The sequence below is a fragment of the Leeuwenhoekiella aequorea genome (assembly GCF_004104375.1).
Lineage (GTDB): Bacteria > Bacteroidota > Bacteroidia > Flavobacteriales > Flavobacteriaceae > Leeuwenhoekiella > Leeuwenhoekiella aequorea.
Genome location: NZ_QOVM01000004.1, coordinates 274,532 through 300,416 on the forward strand (window position 1 = coordinate 274,532; position 25,885 = coordinate 300,416).

Annotated in this window: 25 protein-coding genes and 1 pseudogene; 16 read left to right on the forward strand and 10 right to left on the reverse strand. The window is 36.3% G+C overall.

Going from position 1 to position 25,885, the window contains the following annotated elements; translation table 11 throughout:
• Window positions 1–8: 8 nt before the first annotated feature.
• The 3 genes from recO to gdhA form a co-directional block, all read right to left on the reverse strand.
• The gene (gene recO, locus DSM00_RS10860) at window positions 9–725 is read right to left on the reverse strand and encodes a DNA repair protein RecO (protein WP_128758034.1); all 717 of its coding nucleotides are present in this window, start codon (window positions 723–725) and stop codon (window positions 9–11) included.
• A complete protein-coding gene (gene porZ, locus DSM00_RS10865) occupies window positions 725–2,995 on the reverse strand; it encodes a type IX secretion system anionic LPS delivery protein PorZ (RefSeq protein WP_128758035.1) in 2,271 nt (756 codons plus the stop codon). The genes recO and porZ overlap by 1 nt, the downstream gene beginning before the upstream one ends.
• 96 nt (window positions 2,996–3,091) lie before the next feature.
• A complete protein-coding gene (gdhA, locus tag DSM00_RS10870; protein WP_128758036.1) occupies window positions 3,092–4,435 on the reverse strand; it encodes an NADP-specific glutamate dehydrogenase in 1,344 nt (447 codons plus the stop codon).
• A 207-nt stretch (window positions 4,436–4,642) separates the two neighbouring features.
• On the opposite strand from gdhA, the gene DSM00_RS10875 reads away from it, so the two are divergent.
• Window positions 4,643–5,449 carry a THC0290_0291 family protein gene (locus tag DSM00_RS10875; protein ID WP_128758037.1) on the forward strand — a complete coding sequence of 269 codons (807 nt, stop codon included), beginning with the start codon at window positions 4,643–4,645 and terminating at the stop codon, window positions 5,447–5,449.
• A gap of 6 nt (window positions 5,450–5,455) precedes the next feature.
• Here DSM00_RS10875 and DSM00_RS10880 read toward each other — a convergent pair.
• Window positions 5,456–6,601, reverse strand: a pseudogene (locus tag DSM00_RS10880) (cystathionine gamma-synthase); the annotation flags it as partial.
• Between the two features lie 93 nt (window positions 6,602–6,694).
• Between DSM00_RS10880 and DSM00_RS10885 the strand changes: the two are divergent.
• Window positions 6,695–7,456, forward strand: a complete 762-nt coding sequence (locus DSM00_RS10885; protein WP_164916320.1) for a DUF3298 and DUF4163 domain-containing protein — start codon at window positions 6,695–6,697, stop codon at window positions 7,454–7,456.
• On the opposite strand, the gene DSM00_RS10890 is transcribed toward DSM00_RS10885, so the two are convergent.
• Complete coding sequence (locus tag DSM00_RS10890; RefSeq protein ID WP_128758040.1) at window positions 7,428–7,916, reverse strand: DinB family protein; 489 nt, start codon at window positions 7,914–7,916, stop codon at window positions 7,428–7,430. The two genes, DSM00_RS10885 and DSM00_RS10890, sit on opposite strands and share 29 nt — an antisense overlap.
• Before the next feature lie 80 nt (window positions 7,917–7,996).
• Here DSM00_RS10890 and DSM00_RS10895 point away from each other — a divergent pair, with 80 nt between their 5' ends.
• Both DSM00_RS10895 and DSM00_RS10900 read left to right on the forward strand, forming a co-directional pair.
• Window positions 7,997–8,350, forward strand: coding sequence for an arsenate reductase family protein (locus tag DSM00_RS10895; protein ID WP_128758041.1), 354 nt, complete (start codon window positions 7,997–7,999; stop codon window positions 8,348–8,350).
• A 3-nt stretch (window positions 8,351–8,353) separates the two neighbouring features.
• Window positions 8,354–9,250: a DMT family transporter gene (locus DSM00_RS10900; RefSeq protein ID WP_128758042.1), complete on the forward strand. Its 897-nt coding sequence runs from the start codon at window positions 8,354–8,356 to the stop codon at window positions 9,248–9,250.
• Here the strand turns inward: DSM00_RS10900 and DSM00_RS10905 are convergent.
• Complete coding sequence (locus DSM00_RS10905; protein ID WP_128758043.1) at window positions 9,247–9,726, reverse strand: acyl-CoA thioesterase; 480 nt, start codon at window positions 9,724–9,726, stop codon at window positions 9,247–9,249. The two genes, DSM00_RS10900 and DSM00_RS10905, sit on opposite strands and share 4 nt — an antisense overlap.
• A gap of 122 nt (window positions 9,727–9,848) precedes the next feature.
• Here DSM00_RS10905 and DSM00_RS10910 point away from each other — a divergent pair, with 122 nt between their 5' ends.
• The 4 genes from DSM00_RS10910 to treF all read left to right on the forward strand — a co-directional run bounded on the left by DSM00_RS10910 (window position 9,849) and on the right by treF (window position 14,136).
• Window positions 9,849–10,871 carry a bestrophin family protein gene (locus DSM00_RS10910; protein ID WP_128758044.1) on the forward strand — a complete coding sequence of 341 codons (1,023 nt, stop codon included), beginning with the start codon at window positions 9,849–9,851 and terminating at the stop codon, window positions 10,869–10,871.
• Entirely contained in the window at window positions 10,871–11,851 is a 981-nt protein-coding gene (locus tag DSM00_RS10915) for a YheT family hydrolase (protein WP_128758045.1), read from the forward strand. Before DSM00_RS10910 ends, DSM00_RS10915 begins: the two co-directional genes overlap by 1 nt.
• Window positions 11,852–11,932: 81 nt before the next feature.
• Complete coding sequence (azu, locus tag DSM00_RS10920) at window positions 11,933–12,445, forward strand: azurin (RefSeq protein ID WP_128758046.1); 513 nt, start codon at window positions 11,933–11,935, stop codon at window positions 12,443–12,445.
• A gap of 80 nt (window positions 12,446–12,525) precedes the next feature.
• Window positions 12,526–14,136: an alpha,alpha-trehalase TreF gene (treF, locus tag DSM00_RS10925; protein WP_164916321.1), complete on the forward strand. Its 1,611-nt coding sequence runs from the start codon at window positions 12,526–12,528 to the stop codon at window positions 14,134–14,136.
• Window positions 14,137–14,218: 82 nt separating this feature from the next.
• Here the strand turns inward: treF and DSM00_RS10930 are convergent, their stop codons facing one another.
• From DSM00_RS10930 to DSM00_RS10940, 3 genes are read right to left on the reverse strand one after another with little or no spacing between them, the layout of a single operon-like run.
• Window positions 14,219–15,145 carry a hydroxypyruvate isomerase family protein gene (locus tag DSM00_RS10930; RefSeq protein WP_128758048.1) on the reverse strand — a complete coding sequence of 309 codons (927 nt, stop codon included), beginning with the start codon at window positions 15,143–15,145 and terminating at the stop codon, window positions 14,219–14,221.
• The gene (locus tag DSM00_RS10935; RefSeq protein WP_128758049.1) at window positions 15,145–15,783 is read right to left on the reverse strand and encodes a gluconate 2-dehydrogenase subunit 3 family protein; all 639 of its coding nucleotides are present in this window, start codon (window positions 15,781–15,783) and stop codon (window positions 15,145–15,147) included. The genes DSM00_RS10930 and DSM00_RS10935 overlap by 1 nt, the downstream gene beginning before the upstream one ends.
• A 2-nt stretch (window positions 15,784–15,785) precedes the next feature.
• Complete coding sequence (locus tag DSM00_RS10940) at window positions 15,786–17,471, reverse strand: GMC oxidoreductase (RefSeq protein ID WP_128758096.1); 1,686 nt, start codon at window positions 17,469–17,471, stop codon at window positions 15,786–15,788.
• Between the two features lie 193 nt (window positions 17,472–17,664).
• Here DSM00_RS10940 and DSM00_RS10945 point away from each other — a divergent pair, with 193 nt between their 5' ends.
• The 6 genes from DSM00_RS10945 to DSM00_RS10970 are packed head-to-tail and all read left to right on the forward strand — an operon-like array spanning window position 17,665 to window position 23,712.
• Window positions 17,665–18,642, forward strand: coding sequence for a sugar phosphate isomerase/epimerase family protein (locus DSM00_RS10945; RefSeq protein ID WP_128758050.1), 978 nt, complete (start codon window positions 17,665–17,667; stop codon window positions 18,640–18,642).
• A gap of 7 nt (window positions 18,643–18,649) precedes the next feature.
• Window positions 18,650–19,882 (forward strand): nucleoside permease, encoded by a 1,233-nt coding sequence (locus DSM00_RS10950; RefSeq protein ID WP_128758051.1) that lies wholly within the window; start codon window positions 18,650–18,652, stop codon window positions 19,880–19,882.
• Between the two features lies 1 nt (window position 19,883).
• Window positions 19,884–21,035 carry a Gfo/Idh/MocA family protein gene (locus DSM00_RS10955; RefSeq protein WP_128758052.1) on the forward strand — a complete coding sequence of 384 codons (1,152 nt, stop codon included), beginning with the start codon at window positions 19,884–19,886 and terminating at the stop codon, window positions 21,033–21,035.
• 54 nt (window positions 21,036–21,089) lie between these two features.
• On the forward strand, window positions 21,090–22,142 hold the full coding sequence (locus DSM00_RS10960; RefSeq protein WP_128758053.1) for a sugar phosphate isomerase/epimerase family protein: 1,053 nt from the start codon (window positions 21,090–21,092) through the stop codon (window positions 22,140–22,142).
• 12 nt (window positions 22,143–22,154) lie between these two features.
• Window positions 22,155–22,898, forward strand: coding sequence for a 3-keto-disaccharide hydrolase (locus DSM00_RS10965; protein WP_128758054.1), 744 nt, complete (start codon window positions 22,155–22,157; stop codon window positions 22,896–22,898).
• Window positions 22,899–22,902: 4 nt separating this feature from the next.
• On the forward strand, window positions 22,903–23,712 hold the full coding sequence (locus DSM00_RS10970) for a 3-keto-disaccharide hydrolase (RefSeq protein WP_164916322.1): 810 nt from the start codon (window positions 22,903–22,905) through the stop codon (window positions 23,710–23,712).
• Between the two features lie 64 nt (window positions 23,713–23,776).
• Here the strand turns inward: DSM00_RS10970 and DSM00_RS10975 are convergent, their stop codons facing one another.
• Window positions 23,777–24,193: a hypothetical protein gene (locus DSM00_RS10975; protein ID WP_128758055.1), complete on the reverse strand. Its 417-nt coding sequence runs from the start codon at window positions 24,191–24,193 to the stop codon at window positions 23,777–23,779.
• A 248-nt stretch (window positions 24,194–24,441) separates the two neighbouring features.
• Here DSM00_RS10975 and DSM00_RS10980 point away from each other — a divergent pair, with 248 nt between their 5' ends.
• Window positions 24,442–25,302, forward strand: a complete 861-nt coding sequence (locus tag DSM00_RS10980) for a YicC/YloC family endoribonuclease (protein ID WP_128758056.1) — start codon at window positions 24,442–24,444, stop codon at window positions 25,300–25,302.
• Entirely contained in the window at window positions 25,303–25,881 is a 579-nt protein-coding gene (gmk, locus tag DSM00_RS10985; protein WP_128758057.1) for a guanylate kinase, read from the forward strand.
• Window positions 25,882–25,885: the final 4 nt, after the last annotated feature.

Here is a 25,885-nt window from a genome sequence, read left to right on the forward strand (position 1 = left end):
AATATCAGTTAGTTGAAAAGTGCACTCAGAACAGCCAGAGACTTGGGTTTTCTAAAACTGTGCAAATGTAATTCATAATAGCTCAAGAGCATATTTACAAATGCCGCACGGCGCCTTTGGTTTAATTTTAATTCTGATAATGCATCAAAATTTATACCCAGAAGAATTTTTAAAGTATCTAAATTTTTTTCGGAAACACTATACAGCGTCTCGACATTTTCAAAATTACCAGACTCTAAATTAAAATTAGAATAATTGATGTTTGAAGTATCTGGATAAAAACCTAAATATTTAGTTAGTTCAAGCAGAAATAGTAAATGAAAATTCGCGGTATGTGTATTTAAATCGAGCCACATAAATGCGTGTTCTAAAAATGCATAAAGCGGTCTGTTCTCTTCCTCTTCCTGAATGGCGTTGCGCAACATTTCAGATAAAAAAAGAACGATACTAGATTTCAAAATATCGGTATGCAAACTTAAATAAGGTTGTAATACTTTAGCTTCCCGTATACTTTCTAAAGTCCCCTTATCCTTATGCATAGCTACAAGCTCAAGTTGTGTAGCCGGTTGAAACATTGCTGTGCGTAGTTTTCCTTTTTTTGATTTTAAAATAGATCGCAGCAAATATGTTTTTAAGCCCGCCTCTTCGGTAAAACATTTTACAATTAAATCTGCCTCTCCATATTTTAAAGCTGAAATTACTATGGCGCGCGTATTTACTAACATTACCGAATGATCATTAATTTAATAATCTTTGTTTCAACAGCATCTTCAGCAGTGATTAAAATGAAATAAACACCCGATGCGACTTTATATTTTCCAAATGCAGTAGTATCCCATTGAATGCTACCACCTTCACTTTCTTCTTCATAAACAAGATTTCCATTAAGGTCTGTAATTTTAATCGTTGCATTTTCAGTTAAACCATCTAGTGTAACTAAGCCGCTATAATCTGGTCTAACAGGATTAGGAAAAACTCGTGCGTCTTCGAGCGTCTCTTTTGCAGCAACAGCAGATCCTCTATAGGAAACCAGTCCTAATGCAGTAGCGAAATAAACTTCTCCAGATTGATCATCTATTGTAATATCTTGAATATTATTTGATGGTAATGGAGAATTATTTGTTCCGAATTGTTTTAAAGTTTCAAGTCCATTTGACGTAAAATAAAATGCTCCACTGCCTACGGTTCCTACCCATTTATTATTATTTCCATCCACGGCTATAGTACGTATCACTTGCTCGCCCAATAACTCTACTGCTACACCGTTATCTTCAATTATAATTTTACGCGTTTGTATATCGGGCTCATCAAACATTTGAGCAGGACTTGTTAAGATTCTTAATCCGGCTGCAGTGCCTATCCATAAACTTCCATTTAAATCTATTGCAAGTGATAAAATAGCATTAGACGGCAAATTAGATCTATTCTCATCAAGGCGAATAAAACTTTTAGATTGCGGATTATATCCAATTAACCCACGATTTGAAGTGCCAAAATAGACATTGCCTCGGCGATCTGTAACTACTTCGGTATATGCATTGATCTCATCGAAGTCTGGTAAAATATCTGCGACAGATATACCTTGTATTACAGCTCCTTCTTTCTTTGCCAAACCGTTTTTAACCAGGCTATTGGTCATCCATAAATTACCGGAAACATCAAAAGCAGCACCGTTTATTCTAACGTCTGTGGGATTTGAGGGGACCTCACTTAACCCGCTATTAGTCTCATTATATAAACGCACAGGAACTTTATCATTTAATTCTAAAAGACCAGAATTATACGAGCTCAGAAAGACCTGGCTAGCATCATCTGGGTTGAAAGTGATATTTGTTATATTATTTGCACCCAACAGCTCACTGTATGGAATATTTAGCCACGTTTCTTCACGTAAATTACTTACACCTCGCTGCTTTAAAGGATAGGGATTGTATGCATCACTATAGTCTCCAAAAACCACCCACAATTCACCAAATGCAGCTTCAATATTAAATGGATCATTCCGCAAAGGTCCTTCTGGAATAATAGCTAATGCCTTATCAATCGAGCTTGATGAGGTAATGAGTAAGCCATTTTGGGCCGTTCCTATATAAAAAGCTCCGTCAAATTTAATCGCTGCATTATAACCACTAAAATATTGAGGACTTGTATAAATCGTCTCTTTTAAGGTTCCTTGTGAAGAGTATGTTTGAATTTCGTTTTCAAAAGTAATAAGTAGCTCATCCTCGTTAGCGCCTATTTGTTTTGGTACACCCACAAAATTTGCTATTGTACTAAAAGAATCAGACGACAACTGTTGCAATGTCTGATCAGAACGAACTCCAAATAAAGTAGTTGCTACTCGTTGTAAACCAAGCCATCCTTGAGAATCTATTGTCTCCCAATTTTTAAAATCTATAAGATTATCGGCAGCGGCTTTAGCACGTCTCAATCCTCCTGTAGGAGAAGCTGCGTAAATAAAATCCTCAAAAATTATCGTCTGCAGAATAGGAAGACGCGTGCCGTTATTGCCTATAAAATAGGAATCTTTAAACTCTAATCTATCCAGATCAAACAAAGAGATCCCAAAACCGGTAGCGATGTAAAGTATATTTTCGTTTTCGTAAAAATGATTTATAGCCTTTTCTGATGGAAGTATAACCGGCTTATCTCGAATAGCAACCAAAGTTGACACCGTACCATCTGGCAATATCAAATCTATCAAGCCTGAGTAGTACCCAACGAATAAGATACCCGTTGATGCACTATAATAAACTGTACTTATAAGTTCTCCCGTTAAACCATCTATTGTAGAGTACGTCTTGGTTTCATTTGTAGATAGTGAATAACTAAATACTGAATTTTGCGACGCTACATAAACTTCACGATCACCAGCCGCAATAGATACTATTGAATTATAGGAGAAATGCCCTGTCCACAAACTATAATAGTCCTGCCCTTGCACACAAAAAAAGGAGCATGCAAAAACCAATACAATCAAGAGTTTTTTGAACATAAGCGGCTATTACCAGAATGCTAAAAGTACAATTTACCTCACAAAAAAACCTCGAAGCAATTTCGAGGTTTCAACTTATCTATTTTGTATTATTATTTAGACAATTCCTTGCGCAAGCATTGCATCTGCCACTTTCACAAATCCTGCAATATTTGCCCCTTTTACATAATCTACAAAACCATCTTCTTGTGCACCGTATTCCACGCAAGCTTTGTGAATATCATACATAATCTCATGTAGTTTTTTATCAACTTCTTCTGCAGACCAGTTATATCTCATACTGTTTTGCGACATTTCTAGTCCAGAAGTAGCAACACCTCCAGCATTTGACGCTTTACCTGGAGAAAATAATATTTTTGCCTTTACAAAAATCTCAACAGCCTCAGGAGTACACGGCATATTTGCACCTTCCCCTACACTCATAACACCGTTTTGAACGAGTAATTCAGCATCTGCTTTGTCAAGTTCGTTTTGAGTAGCACAAGGAAGCGCGATATCACATTTTACACCCCAAGGAGTTTTACCCTCGTGAAATTCTGCATCTGGATATTTATCTAAATATTCTTTAATTCTACCACGACGCTCATTTTTAATTTCCATAATATGAGCCAGCTTGTGCTTATCTAAACCTGCTGCGTCATATATAAACCCATCCGAATCAGACATCGTAATTACTTTTGCATCGAGCTGCATTGCTTTTTCTGCAGCATATTGAGCCACATTTCCAGAACCAGAGATCACAACAGTTTTACCCGTCATTTTCTCTCCTATATTATTCAACATAAATTTGGTGAAATATACATTTCCATACCCTGTAGCTTCTGGACGAATTTTAGAGCCGCCATAGGACAATCCTTTACCAGTAAGAATTCCAGTAAACTCATTGCGGATACGTTTGTATTGACCAAACATATAACCTATCTCACGACCACCTACTCCAATATCTCCCGCAGGTACATCTGTATTAGGGCCAATGTGGCGATAAAGCTCTGTCATAAAACTCTGGCAAAATCGCATAACCTCAGCATCACTTTTACCTCTTGGATTAAAATCTGAACCTCCTTTACCTCCGCCCATAGGTAATGAAGTAAGACTATTTTTAAAAACCTGTTCAAATCCTAAAAATTTTAAAATACTCAGGTTTACTGAAGGGTGAAATCTTAGTCCTCCTTTGTAAGGTCCTATAGCAGAATTAAATTCAACTCGATAACCTTTATTAATTTGAGTTTCTCCTGAATCATCAACCCAAGGAATTCTGAATAAGATAGCACGCTCTGGCTCTACCATTCGTTCTAAAAGCTTCTTATTTTGGTATTTAGCATTTTTTTCAATAAATGGGATCACAGTTTCAGCAACCTCCTGAACCGCTTGAATAAATTCTGGCTCATTAGGATTTGCTTTTTCAACAGAGTCGACGAACTTTTTAATGCTATCTGACATATTAAAGTTTTTAATAATTATAATTTTTTACACGTTAATGCGGTACAAATATATGATATCAATAAAAATCAGGCTTTATTTTTTATATATTCTTAATATAGCTCAAATGGTTTTATCTATTCACAAACAAAAAATCTACCAAGTGCATAAATTTAGGTTAAATCGGATGTTTTAGTATATTTGTTCTATAAATATCCCCAATAATAAATGAATACCAAAATCCTACTTGCGGTATTATTCTTCTGTTTTTCAATGCCTTTAGTGGTGAAAGCACAATTCGGCTTCTCAAATGAAGTAGGAATAATCGCAGGTCCTTTACTTTTTCAATCAGATTTTGGTCTTCGGGAGAACTTCGATACTAATATTAACAATGTAGGAATAGGAGTAGGTATCGTACATTATATGAATTTTGCTTACCGTTCAGATTGCAACTGTTACACGAGAGATAAATATTTTAATGACCATTTTAAATTAAGAACGGAAGCAGATTTACACTATTCAAAATTTACACACGAGGGTGTTGAATCTAAAAAGGAAACTCCAGAAGGTTATGACTTAAGAGACCATCAAGGAACATCTTTAGTTTATGAATTGGGAATGCAACTAGAATATTTTCCTAAAAGTATACGAGATTTTCAAGCTGGAGGTTATAAAATAGCACCGTATATAAGTTTAGGAGCGCACTTCGTAGGTTACAATCCTTCCTACTCCTCAATTCAAGATGTTGATGGCGCCACACCAGAAGATATTTATTTTGACAAATTTCTAATTGGTGATGGAGAACTAGGAGGTATTGATGATAGCGCCGGCACTACCTGGGCGCTTACAGGTAGCATAGGACTACGCTATAAATTAAGTGAACTAAGTGATATTAATCTTGAATTTCGTTATCACAAATACTATTCAAACTGGGTAGATGGTCTTAATCCCGACCCCGAATTTTACCCGCCAAATAGATATGACGACTCTATCGTATGGCTAAATATTGGGTATATCTATTACTTAAATTTTTAAGTATCTTTAATTTAATGCTTGTTTCAAATCTTCAAGAAGGTCATCTATATCTTCAATTCCAACGCTTAAGCGTATTAATGAATCTTTAACTCCCGTTTTTTCTCGCTCTTCTTTTGGAATACTAGCGTGCGTCATACTTGCAGGATGCCCGGCTAGACTCTCTACACCTCCTAAACTCTCTGCTAGTGTAAAAACTTTTAAATTTTCTACTACCGCTACTGCTCCCTCAAGAGAATCATTTTTAGTAGTAAAAGAAACCATACCCCCAAAATCTCTCATTTGTTTTTTCGCAATATCATATTTAGGATGATCTTCAAAACCAGGCCAGTAAACTTGATCAACTTTTGGGTGGTCCTTTAAGAAATGTGCTACTGCTTTACCATTTTCACAATGACGTTGCATACGCACATGAAGCGTTTTAATTCCGCGTAGCGCTAGAAAACTATCCTGCGGCCCGCTAACGGCTCCACTCGCATTTTGTATAAAATAAAGTTTATCTGCAAGCTCTTTATCTTTTACAATAAGAGCGCCCATTACAAGGTCACTATGACCTCCTAAATATTTTGTTACACTATGCATAACTATATCTGCTCCTAAATCTAAAGGTTGTTGTAAATAGGGTGTGGCAAATGTATTATCTACAGCAAGTAACACATTATGAGCTTTAGCCACTTTAGAAACAGCTACTACATCTATAATGTTCATCATAGGGTTTGTAGGGGTTTCTACCCAGATTAGCTTTGTTTTATCTGTAATTGCAGCTTCAATTTTTGAAGTATCCTGCATTCCTACAAAATGAAATTTAATTCCAAAACCTTCAAATATTTTAGTAAATAAACGATAAGATCCACCATACAAATCATTTGTAGAAATTATCTCATCACCTGGTTTAAAAAGTTTTAAAACTGCATCGATAGCAGCTAATCCAGAACCAAAAGCAAGACCAAAATTTCCATTTTCTATACTTGCTAAAGCATCTTCTAAAGCCTTACGCGTAGGATTACCACTTCGTGAATATTCAAAACCTTTATGACCACCTGGAGTTGTTTGAGAATATGTGGATGTCTGATAAATAGGTGGCATTACACTACCAAACGCAGGATCTGTATTTTGCTGACCTCCGTGTATTGTTTTAGTATTGAATTTCATAAATTTTAAACTTTTATTAAATGTACCACGCTAATTATCCATTGCCAAAAATCAATGTACCTTTATCCAATGTTTAACAGGCTTAAAAATATTATTTTGAAAAAACTTTTTAGCATTTCTATAATTCTTTTTATAGTAGCCGGTTGCCAGAAAAAAGAATCTAATTTAACTTTTGAAACCAAAAGCTATACGTCTTCAACTTTAGATTTCTGTAAAGAAAATATTTGCCCTGAAATTGAAATTGAAAGAGTTACTGCGATCGGTAATCAAGAGCTTGCCGACAGTATAAATAATGCAATTGAACAACTGCTGATTGAAAATTTAACCATCGATCCAGATGAAAGCAGTAAAATTTTAACCTTAGAAGCTGCATTAAAAAATTTTGCAACCAGCTATCGTTCCTACAAGGAAGAATTCCCTGATGCTTCCGCAGAATATGTATTTACCAGCAAGTCTTCTATAAGCTCAAATACAGATGTTTTGTTGAGTATGAGTATTGAGAACTACAGCTATTGGGGAGGGGCGCACGGCTATGGAAGCACATCATATTTAAACTTTGATAAGAGTACCGGAAAGACCTTATCAATAAATGATTTGATTAAGAATCAAACCGAATTTTTAAAGTTAGCTGAAACGAAATTCAAAAAACAAAAAGGTATTGCTGCCGAAGAAAATATAAACAGCACAGGTTACTTTTTTGAAAATGAAGAATTTATTTTACCGGCTAATGTAGGGTTTAACGATCAAGAGCTGCTTCTGGTATATAATCCTTATGAGATTGCCTCCTATGCAGAAGGGCAAATAATAATCACTTTACCCCTTGAGGAGGTTAAAGAATACCTTTCGATAGATTTATAGCACGACGCAAGGCCAAAATGGAACCGAAGTGTATTCCTTCATGAAAATTATTGAACGTTATAGCCTCTTCAACTGTAGTTAAGGTACTCCCAGTAGAAACCGTGTACGAATTGTAATCTTTAAATATACCTGCCTTATAATCTTCTGCCACGCAATCTATCGTAGTAGATAATAATTCGCATATAGTTATAAGATTACTTTGTGCAATATCTTGCTCAGGTCTGGTACCTTTGCGATACCTCTCTATAAAATCCTGAGAAACCCGGGTTTCATTACCACTAAATTTATATACAAGGATTTGTTGTGTTGCGATGACGTGAGCAATATTCCAGATAATGTTATTATTAAAACCAGCAGGAATTTTATTTAAATCCTGTAAGGTTGTTGTTTTCAAAAACCCTTTTAACAGTTCACGATTTTTGCGAGTAATATCTAAAGTATAATCAAACGTGAAGCCCATAATGTAAGTTTTTCTAAAAGTACCATTTTTGCGCTAAATGCAATTACTTTGTACCTTACTGAATCTCTAAATTTCTTATTTTGAAAAAAGTCTATTACTTATCTACTTGTGATACCTGTACACGAATTTTAAAGGAAGTGGAACTCCCTTCTGCATTTATTAAACAGGATTTAAAGACAGATCCTATTACCGAGGAGCAACTCGATGAACTACATAATCTTTGCGGCAGTTTTGAAATGCTCTTTAATAAACGTGCGCGCTTGTATAGAGAACGAGATCTAAACACACAAAATCTGGAAGAGCAGGATTATGAGGAGTTAATTTTAGAACATTATACCTTTCTCAAAAGACCTGTAATTGTAAATAATGATAAAATATTTATAGGTAACAGCAAAAATGTCGTAGCTGAAGCTAAAGCTTCAATACACTCTTAAATTATGGATAAGCGCGTATTAGCACTTTTAGCAGCAACTGGTGCCAGCACTATTTATGGCGTAAACCATACGCTTGCTAAAGGGGTTATGCCACAGTATATAGGCGCTTACGGATTTATTTTATTGCGGGTGGTAGGAGCGGCAGCTCTTTTCTGGATTGCAAGCCTCTTTACAAAGTCAGAAAAAGTAGATCCCAAAGACTACTCGCGACTTTTTGGCTGTGCTGTTTTTGGAATGTTTATTAATATGCTTGCATTTTTTAAAGGCTTAAGCTTATCAACACCCATTAACAGTTCTGTTATTATCACATTATCACCGGTTATTTTACTTGTTTTATCAGCTATATTTTTAAAAGAAAAAATATCACCGATTAAAATCATCGGTATTGCAATTGGGATGTTAGGTGCTTTAGTGCTGGTTCTCTTTGGTGCTTCAACACAAGCAAACGCTCCTAATATACCGCTGGGAAATGTTCTTTATTTTATTAATGGGGCTACTTATGCCATATACTTAATATTAGTAAAACCTATTACAAATAAATATTCAACGGTGACACTTATGAAATGGCTGTTTTTAACTGGTGTATTCTTAAATCTGCCTTTTACCATTTCAGAATTCACCAATGTTAACTGGTTAGATTTACCTACACGGGTAATCTGGATTATGCTATTTGTAGTGGTAGGAACCACATTTTCAACCTACTTTTTAAACTTGTATGCACTTAAGACCCTCAAGGCCTCAACTGTAGGTGCATTTATTTATTTACAACCTTTAATAGCTGTAATATTTGCTGTTCTTGTAGGAGCAGACCGTATAACGCCGGTAAGAGCACTAGCCGGCCTATTAATATTTGCAGGTGTTTATCTATCTACCCGTACTAAAAAATCTAAAGTTACTTAAGCACTTAGATCATTTGGCTTTTTGCCGAAACGTCGCGTGTCTTCTTTAGTAAGGATTTTAAAATCTTCGGTTCGTTCTAACGATGAGAGATTTGCATATAATTCTTCCGGAAGACTTATAAGTTTACGCTCTTTTAAATCTATCCAAGCACCCATCATCTCACAACTAGCAAAATTTCTTCCTTTATAATCATAGAAATCATGCTGAAACTCAAAGTACATTCCATCTTCTGAGATTCCCTTTAATTGTAATGTGACACTTACCGGTTTACCGGCAAACACTTCTTTAAAGTAATACATATGCTCATAAAACACGACAGGGCCTATGTTATGTTTAGCCATTTCTTGCTGCCCAAAACCATTTTCCATTAAAAAAGCCATACGCGTGTGACTCATAAAATTAATGTATGCGCTATTTGCAAGATGTCTGTTTGCATCTATATCACTCCACCTAATTTCAAAATCTTTCTTGTACATAGTTATCAATTAAAACACAAAGATATTGAAATATCCTATGCGTGCATACTATTTTAAATTTACCTTAATAGCCATTACTGTAGAAACAAATCCCACTATCTTTGACAACACAAAATTGAAATATGTTAATTAGAAGAAATATTAGCTGGAAGTTAATCCTGCGCTACACCTGGAAAGAACTCATTTTTTTTCTAATTTATTCCTTAACTATCTTTTTCGTTTATCACGATTTAGGATGGTATTTTATAGATATCCCTTTTGAGCCGTTAACAGTGATAGGTATTGCGGTCTCTTTTTATCTGGGTTTTAAAAACAGTCAGAGTTATGATCGTTTTTGGGAAGGTCGTAAAATATGGGGAATGATTGTTAACTGGAGTCGTACGTGGGGAGTGCGGGTATTAAGCTTAATAAGCATTGATGACCCTGTAGTTGAGCAAGAAATTAAGAGAGATTTATTTTACAGACATATAGCGTGGTTAAATGCATTACGTGTTCAATTAAGACAACCCCGAAGCTGGAGTCTTCAAGAAGGGCTTTTAATAGAACGTTTATTTGACCGTCACGCAGAACGTAATCAAGATAGCAGTGAAGCACATCAATATGTAGGTCACAGTGAATATGAAGAGACAAAAAACCGAGCAAATCCTGCAACACATCTCATAAAAAATCAAGCTTTAATTATTCAGCGATTAAGAAAAGATCAAGTTATAGACGGCTTTCAGGAAATGCAATTACAAGAAGCACTTGGTAAATTCTATGATTTTCAAGGAATGTGTGAGCGTATCAAAAACACGCCATTTCCCAGACAATATGGATATTTCTCAAAAGTATTTACATGGATTTTTGTACTGTTACTTCCGCTTGGGTTATTAAATATTTTTGAGAATCACGTTTCCGAAGATATAGAACCTGCAAGACAAATCTCGTTTCTCTTTCTTCAAATGATTCCATTTACTGTATTAATTATGTGGATTTTTACTACTATGGAATATGTAGGAGACAACAGTGAAGACCCTTTTGAAGGTAAGGCAAATGATGTCCCTATGACGGCTCTTTGCAGAACTATAGAAATCGACTTGAGAGATATGTTAAATGAAGAAGACTTACCCGAAACTATAAAACCTAAAGACGATATTTTATATTAATGCCTTTAATTCCTTCTACATACAAACCTAAAGGTCCATTTAGGAATTCTCATTTCAACACCATTTTTGCAGCAAAATTTAGACGTGTATATGGTGTTAAACAAAAACGGGAGCGCCTTGTATTAAGTGACGAAGATTTTATAGATATAGATTGGAGTTTCCCCCAGAATACAAAGGGAAATTCAAAAATTGTTCTTCTTTTTCACGGTCTTGAGGGTACCGCAAAAAGAACGTATATGTTGGGAACTATTAAGCAATTACTAGACAACGGATATCTCTGTGCTGCAGTGAATTTACGAAGTTGCAGTGGTGAAATTAATAGCAAATTGAGATCGTATCATTCTGGAGCATCAGAAGATGTTGCAGAGATTATAAGTCATATAAACACTAAATATAATGACTCTTCTTTATATCTATGCGGGTTTAGCTTAGGTGGCAATTTAATTTTAAAGTATCTAGGGGAAGAGAGAGAACGACCGTCAAATTTAGCCGCTGCCGTAGCCATTTCTACGCCGGTAGATTTATACGATTCTTTAGGGGCTTTAGAAAAACCTGGCAACTGGGTATATAGGTGGTCTTTCTTAAAAGATTTGAGAGCAAAATATAAAATGAAGCTATCCCATTATCCAGAGCATCTAACGTTAGATAATTACAAAAAAATAAGATCTCTTCGTTTGTTTGACGAGTATTACACGGCTCCTGCTCATGGCTTTACAGATGCACTAGATTACTATACTAAAAGCAGTAGCAGGCAGTTTCTTAAAAATATTAAATTACCCGTTTTGTTGCTTAATGCAAAAGACGACAGCTTTTTGAATGAAAAATGCTATCCTATAGATTTATCTGCAAATCACGAATATTTACATCTTGAGATGCCAGAACGCGGTGGTCACGTAGGCTTTATTTCGGGTAAAGGAATTACTTATAATGAAAAAAGAACAGTAGAATTTTTTAACGCACAGGCGCATCGTAATTCTTAACTTTACCACTATTAACGTCATACCGGTGTTGGTGTACTCTAAATTCTTGCGTATATTAGCCCTTACTTAAAATAAAACTTAATGAAAACATTAAAATTCACATTTCTTTTAGCACTATCACTTGTTTTAGTTAACTGCGGTGATAAAGAAAATAAGGAAGAAAAAGAGGAAGTAAAAATTGGTTCTAATACTTCTTCAACATCAAAAAAAGCAGATGAAAATGTAACAGAAGTAGTTCTTCTGGCTACAGATTTAATGCAATTTGATAAAAATGAAATACGCGTAGCAGCAGGTAAAAAAGTAAAATTGACCCTTCGTCACACCGGGAAGCAGCCAGTTGAAGTAATGGGACACAATTTTGTTTTATTAACTCAAGGAACGGAAATTCCTGCCTTTGGAGCTAAAGCCTCTGCAGCAAGAGATAACGACTATATCCCTGAAGATACAGATGCTGTAATTGTTCACACAAAAATGATAGGTGGCGGTCAATCAGACACTATAGAATTTGATGCTCCAGAACCTGGAACTTATGATTTTATATGTAGCTTCCCCGGTCATTACAGTGTAATGAAAGGTAAATTTATTGTAGAATAAGACAACATCTTATATTCTAATCAAAAGCCCAAAAGTTATTGAACTGAATAATTTTTGGGCTTTTTAGCTTTATAAAAATTATGAAAACTTACTACTCCATCATACTCGTACTTGTAATGACCCTATCTTTTACTTCCTGTAAAAAAGAATCTCAAACCCAAACTATAGATCAGGAATCTGATAGTTTTCCAAATAAAAATTTAGATCCTTTAGAACGTTTTGGTGAATTATTAGTTGCAGTACAAACGAATCGTGTTTTTCCTGACGGAAAAACCTTTGTAGATTGTGAACCTAAGTTTTCATCAGATACAATTTTAGCTCGATACAAAAAACTAAAAAATCAACCCGATTTTGATTTAAAAACCTTTGTGCTCGATAATTTTACACTTCCCGAAATAGCTACTTCGACATTCAAATCTGATACTACTCTATCTACTTCTGAGCATATTAATGCATTATGGCCCTATTTAAAAAGAGATGCAGATGCCGTAGAAAATGGCTCGAGAATTTCTCTACCTAACGCTTACATAGTTCCTGGCGGTCGCTTTCAAGAGGTTTATTACTGGGATAGTTATTTTATTCTTCTAGGCTTAAAAGAGGCAGGCGAAATAGACCTAATAGAAAATATATTAGACAATTTTGCTTATCAAATTGAAACTATTGGCTTTATACCTAACGGAAACAGAACTTACTATCTGGGTCGTTCACAACCTCCTTTTTTTGCTGAAATGGTAAATCTTTTAGCAGAAATAAAAGAAGAGCGTGAGGTGTATCTCAAGTATCATGATGCGCTTGAAAAAGAATATGAATTCTGGATGAAAGGCAGTGAAACCCTTGCTTCAGATGCTGCTATAGATCGGATAATTAAGATGCCAGATGGAAGCTTTTTGAATAGATATTACAGCAATACGACAACTCCACGAGCAGAAAGTTATCTAGAAGATGTCACTACTGCTGAAGAATCTGGACGTAATGCAGCAGAGGTATATTTAAATATTTCAGCAGCATGCGAGAGTGGGTGGGATTTTAGCAGCAGATGGTTTGAAGATCCTAATGACATTGCTACTATTCAAACTACAGAGATTATCCCCGTAGATCTTAATGCGCTTCTTTATAACCTAGAACAAACATTAGCAGAGGTACGCAAATATGCAAATGACCAGAAAGGATCGACAGCATTAGAACAGGCTGCATCACTCCGTAAAAAAGCTATAGACACGTATTTGTGGGACAAAAGGAAGGGTACATATGTAGATTATAATATGATGAAAAAGGAAGCTTCCCCTACCCTTTCACTCGCTATGGTTTATCCATTATATTTCAAATTAGCTTCAGAAAAACAAGCAGAGTCAGTTTCTCAAGTTTTGGAAAATCAATTTTTAAAACCAGGCGGACTGGTAACAACACTTGAATTAAATAAACAACAATGGGACAGTCCTAATGGCTGGCCACCTCACCAATGGCTCGCTGTACGCGGATTAGAATCTTATGGAAAAAATACATTAGCCGAAAAAATTACTTCTCGCTGGCTAAATCTTAATGATCAGGTTTATAAACGCACCGGCAAAATGCTTGAAAAATACAATGTGATTGACACCACATTAGTTGCCGGAGGAGGAGAATATCCCACGCAAGATGGTTTTGGCTGGACAAATGGGGTTTATTTGGATCTTAAAAAGAATAAACGCTAGTTCTATCATTCTCCGGAATCAAAAAAAAACAGCGGGTGTTAACTTTTTGAGTTAACACCCGCTGTTTTTTTACTATTAGTTGCTATATAAAATTATCACACGCGACGTAGGCATCTATAACTGCTTGTTCTCCTGCTATACCGGAAATCGAGTTACCATGCTCCATCCCCAAAATTCCATTGAAGCCTTTTTTGTGAATATGCCTGAATATATTTTTATAATTAATCTCACCTGTTGTTGGCTCTTTTCTACCGGGATTATCACCCATTTGAAAATAAGCGATCTCATCCCAACATGCGTCTATATTAGGTATTAAGTTACCTTCTTGTATTTGTTGATGATAAATATCAAAAAGTATTTTACACGAAGGACTATCAACTGCTTTGCAAATTTGATAAGCTTGTCCACTTTCTTTTAAAAATAATCCGGGATGGTTATAAAAATTAAGTGGTTCCAAAACCATTACTAGTCCCTCTGGCTCTAATAATGCAGAAGCTTGTTTAAGCGTTTCAATTACATGAGCCGTTTGATAGTTTATATTTTGAGTCATATCTATATAACCCGGTACAACTGTCATAAATTTTGCATTAACGCGTTTTGCCACACTTATAGAAGCTTTTATGTCTGAGAGAAATTCATCCCGCAAATTTTGATTGCCGCTAGTAAGATTGGGAGTGGTCCAATAAATTTTATGTGCTACAAATACACCCATTTGCATATTACGTGAACGCATTACCTCAGCAATCCTGTTTTGCTCTGAAACCTCTCGATTACGCATTTCATTATCCTCAAATGCTGTAAATCCCTGGTCGGCCATAAAATTTATTTGCGCAATAGGGTCATTACCTGCACTATTTTTAAACATCCCTAAGTGCGGCGCATAATTTAAGTTGAAATGATGCTTGGGCATTGGATTTACAGTATTCTGTAATGCAAATAGCTCTGTACCACCCAGAGCTAAAAAGGAGCCACTAAGGGCTCCTTTTTGTATAAATAAACGTCTTTTCATTACAGTGACATTGCTTTTCCTGCGCCTGCTTCAGATTCTGGCATACAGCCTATATAAGCCCCTGGAATAGGATCGTACCACATTACATTCTCTCCTACCTCTTCGCTGTTTTTCCATCCCCAGATTCCAAGATCTCTTACCGCACTTAGGTAAGCATACGATCCTGCGTGAGCATCAAAATCAGCTTTTGGAGCATCTGGATCCTGAGTTTCAGAAATACGTTTAACGTAAGCATCTCTGGTTTCGTTATCAGCCCCAAGATACTTTGCTACCGCTTTTTCAAAATCCTCATCATCTGCATCGATTAATTCTTTATCAAAATTCTCTTTAAAGCTTAATGCAAATGCATTTGCGCCAGATTTAAATTCTTCTTTTTGCTTGTCTCCCGCTACTTCGTTCATGTAGCTGTCAATAAACTGTGCAAGATTTAAATCTGAAGCACCCGGTGTATCTCCTTTAGGTAAAATAACATCAAGTATTTTAGTTAAAGCATATCCATTAGCCGCATTTAAATAAACAGGCTCCCAGTCGCTTTTAGGTTCGCTTTTACAACTTTGCAATAAGTTAAAAACGGCTGGAGCTACCATAACATAGCCGGCTCCCAGACCAATATTCTTTAAAACCTCTCTTCTTTTCATAATTATGCGAATTTTCCGTTTTTAAATTGCTCTGCTGCGTGTGCGGCTGCACGCGCAGTAAATGCCATATAAGTTAATGATGGATTTACACAACTAGCAGAAGTCATAAATGCACCGTCTGTAACATAAACATTAGGTACAGCATGTACTTGGTTGTTTCCATTAAGAACCGATGTTTTAGGATCTCTACCCATACGAGCAGTACCCATTTCATGAATTCCTAAACCTGGAGCTCCAGGATTGTCGTAAGGTTTTACATCTTTAAAGCCAGCATTGGTAAGCATTTCTACTGCCTGCTGCTTCATATCTTTACGCATCTCCCACTCGTTCTCTTTCCACTCTGCATCAAATGTGATCGTTGGGATTCCCCATTTATCAACCTTATCATAATCTAAGGTCATTTTGTTTTCGTGGTATGGCAAACATTCACCAAAAGCTGTAATTCCTATTGTCCAGTCACCTGGTTCAGAAATTGCCTTCTTTAAATCTTCTCCATATTTCATTTCAGCTACTGCTTCGGTCCAGTCACCTCGGCTTGCACCACCTTGATATCCATAACCTCTCTTAAAGTTAGGTTGATCGGTCTCACCACCTACATTTCTAAAACGAGGTATATATAATCCGTTTGCACGGCGGCCTTTATAATATTTATCGTGATAGCCATCAAATTTACCGGAAGCACCTACCTGAAAATGGTGGTCCATTATATTGTGCCCTAACTCTCCACTATCATTTCCTAATCCATTAGGAAAACGATCTGATTTTGACTGCATCAAAATAGATGCAGAAGCAATCGCAGATGCACATAAAAAGATGACTTTAGCGTTAAAAGTCATTTCCTCCTTAGTTTCTGCATCAATAACTTTTACTCCAGTTGCTAATTTAGTAGTGTCATCATATATAACTTCTTTAACAATACTAAAAGGTCGCAAAGTCATATTGCCTGTCTTTTCTGCTGCTGGCAACGTAGATGAATTACTACTGAAGTAAGCACCAAATGGGCAACCGCGCATACATCTGTTTCGGTACTGGCACGCAGAACGCCCTTCAAATGTTTTATCTGTATAAGTAATATGTGCTGTACGACCTATGGTTACCAGACGATCTTTGTAATTTTGAGCCATATTCTTCTTTAGGTGCTCTTCTACACAGTTAAGATCCATTGGTGGTCCAAAATTACCATCTGGCAACTGAGGAAGCCCTAAGTTCTCACCACTCACACCTATGTATTCTTCAACCTTGTCATACCAAGGAGCAATATCTTTGTAACGTACCGGCCAGTCTACTGCTACGCCCTCTTTTTTATTTGCTTCAAAATCTATATCACTCAAACGATAACTTTGACGGCCCCACATAATAGAACGACCTCCTACGTGATATCCTCGCATCCAGTCAAAACGCTTAGTTTCATTATAAGGATGCTCTAAATCGTTTACAAAAAAGTGACTATGCGCTTTGTTTGTAGTATAACCTGTACGCGCTTGCTTAAACTGTTTTGCCTCCTCTTCTTTTGTAGGTTGGCCTTTAAATTTAAAATCCCAAGGATCCATATTCATGGTAGGATAATCTTCAATATGCCTTACCATACGACCACGTTCAAGAACTAAAGTCTTTAGACCTTGTTCACTTAACTCTTTGGCGGCCCAGCCACCGCTAATTCCAGTACCTACCACAATGGCATCGTACATCTCTTCAGGTTTAATACTACTCACGTTTTTTCTAGTTTTTTGATAATATATTCTAGCCAATACTATCAAATATATAAATTTTAAGTTATTTTTTAGTTAAACCAAAAAAAGTATAATTTAGAGATCTTATATGTTTTAAGTGTAAAACATACGTTATTGCACTTAACTAGAAACAACCTAATTTGCTTAGCCAATGAACATTAAACTCCTATTAGCATCACTTACAGTTGTAGCTGTAATGTCATGTAAAAGCGAAAAAAAAATTGAAAAAAATGTCAATGAAAGCGTTGTAGTTGCTCAAAATGACCCTTTTTTTAAAATTTCTTTAGCACAATGGTCGCTTAATGAAGCAATACGCAATGGTGAAATGAGCCCAATGGATTTTGCCGAAAAAGCCCGCGAAATGGGTTTTGAAGGAATAGAATATGTAAGCCAACTTTATACCCCACTTATGGAAACTTATTCTAGTGATCAAGTAGCATTAGATTCTATACTTCCCATATTAAAATCGAAGTCTGAAGCATTTAATGTCGATAATGTTTTAATAATGGTTGACGCAGAAGGTAATCTTGCAGCTGCAAATGAACAAGAGCGTAATCAAGCTGTTGAAGATCACAAAAAATGGATTGATGCCGCCGCTTATTTAGGTTGTCACGCTATTCGGGTTAATTTGATAGGCGCTCCGGATGAGGAAGTTTGGAAAAATAGCGCAATAGACGGTCTGGGAAAATTGTCAGACTATGGAGCTACAAAAAATATCGAAGTGATTGTAGAAAATCACGGTGGCTTTTCTTCTAACGCAAAATTACTTATGCAGGTCATTAATACTATAGATAAATCTAACTGTGGTACACTTCCTGACTTCGGTAATTTTTGTATGAAACGTGAAAATGGTGCACAATGGGATGGCGCTTGCCTAGAAGAATATCCACGTTATCAAGGTATTGAAGAAATGATGCCAAAAGCTTTAGCTGTTAGTGCCAAGACCTATAACTTTGACCAGAACGGTAACGAGACTTCCATGGATTTTTCAAAAATTCTTCAATTAGTAAAAGACGCCGGTTATCAAGGATATATAGGTGTAGAATATGAAGGCAACAATCTTACTGCCGAACAAGGAATTATAAAAACCAAAGAATTACTGCTTACTGCAGCACAAAATCTTAACTAACTATTTTATGAAATCATTTATTCGCGTACAACTCTCAATTATGATGTTCCTGGAGTTCTTTATCTGGGGAGGTTGGTTTGTAACCTTAGGTACATTTATGGGTCAAAATTTAAATGCTAATGCCGGTGAAATTGGCGCTGCATTTTCTACTCAATCCTGGGGAGCTATCATTGCTCCTTTTATTATAGGGTTAATTGCAGATCGTTACTTTAATGCCGAGCGTATTCTAGGTGTTTTACATTTAATTGGCGCCGTACTTATGTATCAAATGGCAAATGCTACAGATTTTGCAGCTTTCTATCCTTATGTTTTAGGGTATATGATTGCTTATATGCCTACACTGGCTTTAGTAAATTCGGTTTCATTTAGACAACTTAAAGATCCGGCTAAAGAGTTTTCATACATACGTGTATTTGGTACCATAGGATGGATTGTTGCTGGTGTTGTGATTAGCTATGTATTTTTCTGGGATAGTACAGAAGCCCTTGCAGATGGCGCTCTTAAAAACACATTCTTAATGACCGCAATAGCTTCAGCAGTTCTAGGGATTTTCAGTTTTACCTTGCCAAAAACTCCACCTGTTGTTGCAAAAGGTGAAAAAGTAGGAATTCGTGACATCCTTGGTCTTGATGCTTTATCTCTTTTAAAAGACCGAAATTTCCTAGTGTTCTTTGCTTCTTCAATCTTAATATGTATTCCACTAGCGTTTTATTATCAGAATTTGAGTCCGTTTCTTACTGAAATAGGTATGGAAGGATCAACTGCAAAAGCAGCAATAGGTCAAGTATCTGAGGTTTTATTTATGCTTTTACTACCCTTATTCTTTAAGCGTTTTGGGGTAAAATACACTTTATTAATAGGTATGGCTGCTTGGGCAGTACGCTACTTATTATTTGCTTATGGTAATGCAGACGAGCTAGTTGTTATGTTATTTATAGGAATCGCGCTTCACGGCGTTTGTTATGATTTTTTCTTTGTATCAGGACAAATTTATACAGATAGCAAAGCAGGAGAGAAATTTAAAAGTTCTGCGCAAGGTCTTATCACTTTAGCAACTTACGGAGTAGGAATGCTAGTGGGCTTTTTTATAGCAGGAAAAGTTACAGACAGTAATTTAATTAGTGAAGGGGTTCACGATTGGAATGGCATCTGGACATTTCCGGTACTTTTTGCAGTAGTGGTTATGGTTCTTTTTGCTATATTCTTCAAGAATGAAAAAGTAGAAGAAAAACATTTATAAGATGAAAAAACTTAAGATGGGAATGGTAGGCGGCGGTCAAGGATCTTTTATAGGAGATGTACACCGTAGAGCCTCCAGAATAGATGGAATGATCGACTTGGTTTGTGGGGCGTTTAGCAGTGATGCAGAACGTAGTCTGCAGTCTGCTGAAGCTTTGGGAGTAGCTCCTGAGCGCGCTTACAAAAGCTTTGAGGAAATGATTAAAAAGGAAGCAGAACTTCCTGAAAATGAGCGTATGGATTTTGTTGCCATTGTCACTCCTAATCATATGCATTTTCCACCTGCAAAATTAGCGCTTGAATCTGGCTTTCATGTTATTTGCGATAAGCCCGTAACATTAACGCTAGAAGAAGCATTTGATCTTCAAAAAGTAGTAAAAAGCAGCGGTAAAATTTTTGCTTTAACACATAATTACACGGGCTATCCTATGGTTAAACAAGCTCGATTGATGATAGCAAATGGAGAGCTTGGCGAATTGCGTAAAGTGGTTGTACACTATTTACAAGGGTGGATGTCAACTGCGGTTGAAGAAACCGAAAACAAACAAGCTTCGTGGCGTGTAGATCCTAAAAAATCTGGAATAGGTGGTGCATTAGGCGATATAGGTACCCACGCAGAAAACTTAACAGAGTACATTACAGGTAAAAAAATTGTAGAGGTAGCTGCAGACTTAAGTAGCTTTGGCGCCGGTCGCGTTCTCGATGATGATGGTAATATTTTATTACGTTTAGAAGGAAACACTAAGGGTTCTTTGAGTATATCTCAAATAGCTACAGGAGAAGAAAACAATCTGGGCATACGTATTTATGGAACAAAAGGAAGCGTAGCTTGGTATCAGGAAAATCCTAATGAATTAACAGCCTATTGGTTAGATAAACCCAAGCAGATTTTCACTCCTGGTGGTAATGGCACATACCCAGAATCTACCGAATATACACGAGTTCCTCCAGGTCATCCGGAAGGTTACTTAGAAGGTTTTGCTACTATATACCGCAGCTTTGCAAGAGAAGTTGAAGCAGTAAAGAATGGAGCTGACCTATCTGAAAGACCAGATTTTCCTACTATAGATGACGGCTTACGCGGTATGCAGTTTATATACGCTTCTGTAGCTTCAAGCGATAATAATGCTGCTTGGGTTAGCTTAAAAAATTAATAATTAAACATAGCGTCTCTCAAGACGCTGTGTTTATATAAAATAAACAACCAAATGAAAACCATAAAAGGCCCTGCAGTTTTTCTCGCTCAGTTTATGGACGATAAAGAACCCTTCAATTCTCTTGACGGATTGTGTAAATGGGCAAGCAATCTAGGTTATAAAGGAATTCAAATCCCTACTTGGGAAACTCGTTTAATCGATCTAAAAAAAGCAGCAGAAAGCAAAACATACTGCGACGAGATTAAAGGCAAAGTAAATAGCTACGGCTTAGAGATCACCGAACTATGTACACATCTTCAAGGGCAATTAGTTGCTGTACATCCTGCATATGATGAGATGTTTGACAATTTTGCTCCAGACGGTTTTAAAAATAATCCAAAAAAGCGTCAGGCGTGGGCAGTTGACCAATTAATAAGTGCTGCAAAAGCGAGTAGAAATTTAGGTATTGATGTTCACGGTACATTTAGTGGAGCATTACTATGGCACACTTTTCATCCATGGCCACAGCGCCCTCCAGGATTAGTAGAATTAGGATTTAAAGAACTGGCAGAACGCTGGACTCCTATTTTGAATGCTTTTGATGAGCAAGGTGTAGATGTATGTTATGAAGTACACCCTGGTGAAGATATTCACGACGGAGTAACTTTTGAACTTTTTCGAGAAGCTACAGGCAATCACAAACGTGTAAATATTTTATATGATCCTAGTCATTTTGTACTTCAGCAATTAGACTATATCGAGTATATAGACAATTATCACGAGTTTATAAAAATGTTTCACGTAAAGGATTCAGAGTTTAATCCTACGGGTAAAAAAGGTGTTTTTGGAGGTTATGGCGATTGGAAAGATCGCGCAGGACGCTATCGCTCTCCAGGAGACGGACAAATAGATTTTAAAACCATATTTACTAAACTTACAGAATATAGCTGTGATGTTTGGGCAGTTATGGAATGGGAATGCTGTATCAAATCTCCAGAACAAGGGGCCCGGGAAGGTGCTCCATTTATTGCCGGTCACATAATAGAGGCTACCGAAAAAGCTTTTGACGATTTTGCTGGTGCGGAAACAGATGAAGCAAAACTGAAACGAATTTTAGGTATTTAAAATATAAAAACAATGAAAAAATTCACTTTATCCTTAGGACTTGCTATCGCGCTCTTTGCATCTTGTAAAGAACAGACGAAAAATGCTGAAAATGAAACTGTAGCAGTTTCAGAAACTGAAGAAACTCAACCGCAAGAGGAATGGACTATTCTTTTTGATGGTAGCAACCTCGACAATTGGCATGTGTATAATGGGGCTGAACCTACGCAATGGAAAATCGAAGATGAAGCACTGGTATTCACACCTGCAGAAAAAAGAGATGGTACCGAAAATTTAGTAACAGACAGCACATATACTAGCTTTGTATTGAGCCTTGACTGGAAGATTTCAGAAGGTGGAAATAGCGGTATTTTATGGGGTGTACAAGAAGATCCAAAATTCAATGAGCCTTACTATACAGGTGCAGAAATACAAGTTCTTGATGATGAACGCCATCCAGATGCAAAGGCAGGAACCACACACCGTTCTGGTGCATTGTATGATATGATTGCAGCTCCAGAAGGTGTTGTTAAATCTGCCGGTGAGTGGAATACTTATGAGATAACAATAGATCATAATACTAACAAAGGTAGTGTGGTAATGAATGGTCAAGAGGTTGTCACATTCCCGGTGTCTGGTGAGGAATGGGATGCTATGGTTGCAAAATCAAAATTCGCAGATTGGGAAGCATTTGCTAAAGTAAAAACCGGAAAAATTGCTTTACAAGACCACGGCAATCAAGTTTCTTACAGAAATATAAAAATTAAACAACTTTAAAATAATGATTAGAAAAGTATTTGTACTTCCGGCTTTAGTTGCAGGATTATTAATTTCTTGTAATACTTCCGAAGAAAAAAAGAAGGAGGGTTTAACAACATCCGTAACTGATACCACATCAGTCGTTGAAGAAGCTCCTATTACAGATCCTAAAGAAACTGAAGTCTGGGAACCAGAACCTGCAGTTGTAACTTTTAACAAAAACGGAGTTCCTTCTGACGCTATTGTCTTATTTAATGGTGAAAATCTTAATGCTTGGAAAAGTGCCACAGATTCTATTGTTAATGCCCCTTGGCAAATAAATAAAGACGGCTCTATGACGGTTGTAGGCGGTACGGGAGACATCCAAACAAAAGAATCTTATGGTGACATGCAGTTGCACGTTGAATGGCAAGCTCCGCAAGTCGTAGAGGGAGAAGGTCAAGGTCGAGGTAATAGTGGGATCTTTTTACAAGGATTATACGAAGTACAAGTACTTAACAGCTTCGAGAACCGTACCTATTCTAATGGGCAAGCTACTGCAATTTATAAGCAATCTATACCACTTGCAAATGCTACAAAACCTACTAAAGAATGGCAGACCTATGACATCATTTATCATCAACCTGTATTTGATGCAGATGGTAACAAGACACAATCTGCTACCGTAACTGTTTTGCACAATGGTGTTTTAGTTCAAGATAATGTAGAGATACAGGGTACTACAGAATATATAGGAAAACCTAAAAATGAAGCACACGGCGAAGGTCCGATTAAATTACAGGATCACGGAAACCCGGTTAGCTTTAGAAATATCTGGCTGCGAAAGCTATAAGCTAATTCTTATAAACACAAAGAGCTCCTTTTAGGGAGCTCTTTGTGTTTATAGTTATTACATACTATCCCTCAAAACCCAGCATCAGATTAACGAGATCTACAAGCTGCTTGGGTGGATTACCGTGATCAAAAGTTCGCGTCTCTAAAAGTGAATCACCTTTTTTAACTTTTAGAGTTGCCATTGCTGCACCATCATAGGTATGAGCTTCAGACGGTGCTGCTATTTTATTAAGTTTCTCTAGAGATATTTTACGTAAAATTTCATTTAAATTGTTTTTCTGACTGGTATTTAGCGCAATCGCTTTTGTAACAAGGGTATCTTTTGACTTTTTAATTATACAGCTGTCATTTGTAATTCGTACCTCTTCGTAAAATCCTCGTGAAGTTGCTGTATAAATAACTTCGTCAACTTTAGTTTCCTGACTGCATCCATCAAATGCAATCAAAAAGATTAGAGCAGAAAAAATATAATTTATCATAGGCCGAAAGTAGAAAAAGCACATTTAATATCAATTTACATTAGAAATAAATTAACTAATGCTCAGCGCTGTAACCGCTCTTTTTCAGTAATCAAGGTCTAGTATTCCTGTTAGCAAAATATACTTTATTTTTTAACCCTTTAATTACAAACATTTAATTAAATGCAGAGCTATTGGTGTGGATTCCTCAAATTCCCTAAGAGTGTTAACCATTCAGTTTTGCTATCTTTGACCATTAAATTATTTGCATGATAAAATCTATGACCGGTTTTGGGAAATCTGTTAATCAACTTCCCTCAAAAAAAATAACCATTGAGATTAAATCTCTTAACAGTAAGAGTCTTGATCTTAATGCTCGCATCCCCTCATTCTACAGAGAGAAAGAATTAGAATTGAGAAATATAGTTGCTAAAAAACTAGAGCGTGGCAAAATCGATTTTAGCATATATGTAGAACTAAATGGAGAGGAAACAAGCACTTCTATAAATACAGATGTTGTGCAGCAATACATGAAGCAATTGCGTGTAGTTACTCCAGATGCAGATGATATAGAGTTGTTAAAGATGGCTGTTAGACTTCCTGACGCACTTAAAACTGAACGCGACGAGATTGATGAAGAAGAATATCAAACAATTCTTACCGGGTTAGAAAGTGCTCTTAACGCTATAGAGAATTACAGACTTGACGAAGGTAAAGTACTAAAAGAAGATTTTGAATTACGAATTTCAAATATTTCTACCTACCTCGAGGAAGTAAAAACCATTGATCCTGAACGTATGCTAGGAGTAAGGGAACGTCTTACTAAAGCTGTGAGCGATCTTAAAGCTGATGTGGATGAAAACCGTTTTGAACAGGAACTTACCTATTATTTAGAAAAGTACGATATCACCGAAGAAAAAGTACGCTTAAATAATCACTTAGAATATTTTCAGAAATCTTTAAAGTCTGAAGATTCTAACGGAAAAAAACTGGCATTTATAAGCCAGGAAATGGGTCGTGAAATTAATACCATAGGCTCAAAATCTAATTACGCTCCTATGCAGCAAGTTGTAGTGCGTATGAAAGACGAACTAGAAAAAATAAAAGAACAACTTTTAAATGTGCTTTAAATGACTGAAGGAGGCAAATTAATTGTTTTTTCTGCACCTAGCGGAAGTGGCAAAACCACCATTGTAAGATGGCTTTTAGCTAAAGAAGAATTAAATCTCGAATTTAGTATCTCTGCTGCATCAAGAGAACCAAGACCTACTGAAAAAGATGGTGTTGATTATTATTTTTTATCGCTAAAAGAATTTAAAAGACGCATCAAGGCTGATGAGTTTTTAGAATGGGAAGAAGTTTATCGTGATAATTTTTATGGAACGCTAAAAAGCGAAGTAGAACGTATCTGGAAGCTGGGAAAACATGTAATTTTTGATATTGATGTAGTGGGTGGTTTAGATATAAAGAAATTATATCCAGAACGCACACTTGCCGTATTTGTTAAACCTCCTAGTATCGAAGAGTTAAAAATTAGATTAAAAAAGCGCAAAACCGAAAGTGAAGATCGTATTAATATGCGCGTGGCAAAAGCAAGTATAGAACTAGCTACCGCCCCACAATTTGATCATATTATTGAAAATAACGATCTTGATGTTGCTTTAATAGAAGCATATGAGCTGGTTACAAATTTTGTAAAAAAGAATTGATTCT

Coding starts and splice junctions, on each gene's coding strand:
- DSM00_RS10980 (WP_128758056.1), top strand. CDS start 24,442: ATGATAAAATCTATGACCGGTTTTGGGAAATCTGTTAATCAACTTCCC.
- DSM00_RS10950 (WP_128758051.1), top strand. CDS start 18,650: ATGAAATCATTTATTCGCGTACAACTCTCAATTATGATGTTCCTGGAG.
- DSM00_RS10960 (WP_128758053.1), top strand. CDS start 21,090: ATGAAAACCATAAAAGGCCCTGCAGTTTTTCTCGCTCAGTTTATGGAC.
- DSM00_RS10900 (WP_128758042.1), top strand. CDS start 8,354: ATGGATAAGCGCGTATTAGCACTTTTAGCAGCAACTGGTGCCAGCACT.
- DSM00_RS10945 (WP_128758050.1), top strand. CDS start 17,665: ATGAACATTAAACTCCTATTAGCATCACTTACAGTTGTAGCTGTAATG.
- porZ (WP_128758035.1), bottom strand. CDS start 2,995: ATGTTCAAAAAACTCTTGATTGTATTGGTTTTTGCATGCTCCTTTTTT.
- DSM00_RS10905 (WP_128758043.1), bottom strand. CDS start 9,726: ATGTACAAGAAAGATTTTGAAATTAGGTGGAGTGATATAGATGCAAAC.
- DSM00_RS10970 (WP_164916322.1), top strand. CDS start 22,903: ATGATTAGAAAAGTATTTGTACTTCCGGCTTTAGTTGCAGGATTATTA.
- azu (WP_128758046.1), top strand. CDS start 11,933: ATGAAAACATTAAAATTCACATTTCTTTTAGCACTATCACTTGTTTTA.
- gdhA (WP_128758036.1), bottom strand. CDS start 4,435: ATGTCAGATAGCATTAAAAAGTTCGTCGACTCTGTTGAAAAAGCAAAT.
- DSM00_RS10930 (WP_128758048.1), bottom strand. CDS start 15,145: ATGAAAAGACGTTTATTTATACAAAAAGGAGCCCTTAGTGGCTCCTTT.
- gmk (WP_128758057.1), top strand. CDS start 25,303: ATGACTGAAGGAGGCAAATTAATTGTTTTTTCTGCACCTAGCGGAAGT.
- DSM00_RS10935 (WP_128758049.1), bottom strand. CDS start 15,783: ATGAAAAGAAGAGAGGTTTTAAAGAATATTGGTCTGGGAGCCGGCTAT.
- treF (WP_164916321.1), top strand. CDS start 12,526: ATGAAAACTTACTACTCCATCATACTCGTACTTGTAATGACCCTATCT.
- DSM00_RS10955 (WP_128758052.1), top strand. CDS start 19,884: ATGAAAAAACTTAAGATGGGAATGGTAGGCGGCGGTCAAGGATCTTTT.
- DSM00_RS10965 (WP_128758054.1), top strand. CDS start 22,155: ATGAAAAAATTCACTTTATCCTTAGGACTTGCTATCGCGCTCTTTGCA.
- DSM00_RS10875 (WP_128758037.1), top strand. CDS start 4,643: ATGAATACCAAAATCCTACTTGCGGTATTATTCTTCTGTTTTTCAATG.
- DSM00_RS10975 (WP_128758055.1), bottom strand. CDS start 24,193: ATGATAAATTATATTTTTTCTGCTCTAATCTTTTTGATTGCATTTGAT.
- recO (WP_128758034.1), bottom strand. CDS start 725: ATGTTAGTAAATACGCGCGCCATAGTAATTTCAGCTTTAAAATATGGA.
- DSM00_RS10890 (WP_128758040.1), bottom strand. CDS start 7,916: ATGGGCTTCACGTTTGATTATACTTTAGATATTACTCGCAAAAATCGT.
- DSM00_RS10910 (WP_128758044.1), top strand. CDS start 9,849: ATGTTAATTAGAAGAAATATTAGCTGGAAGTTAATCCTGCGCTACACC.
- DSM00_RS10915 (WP_128758045.1), top strand. CDS start 10,871: ATGCCTTTAATTCCTTCTACATACAAACCTAAAGGTCCATTTAGGAAT.
- DSM00_RS10940 (WP_128758096.1), bottom strand. CDS start 17,471: ATGTACGATGCCATTGTGGTAGGTACTGGAATTAGCGGTGGCTGGGCC.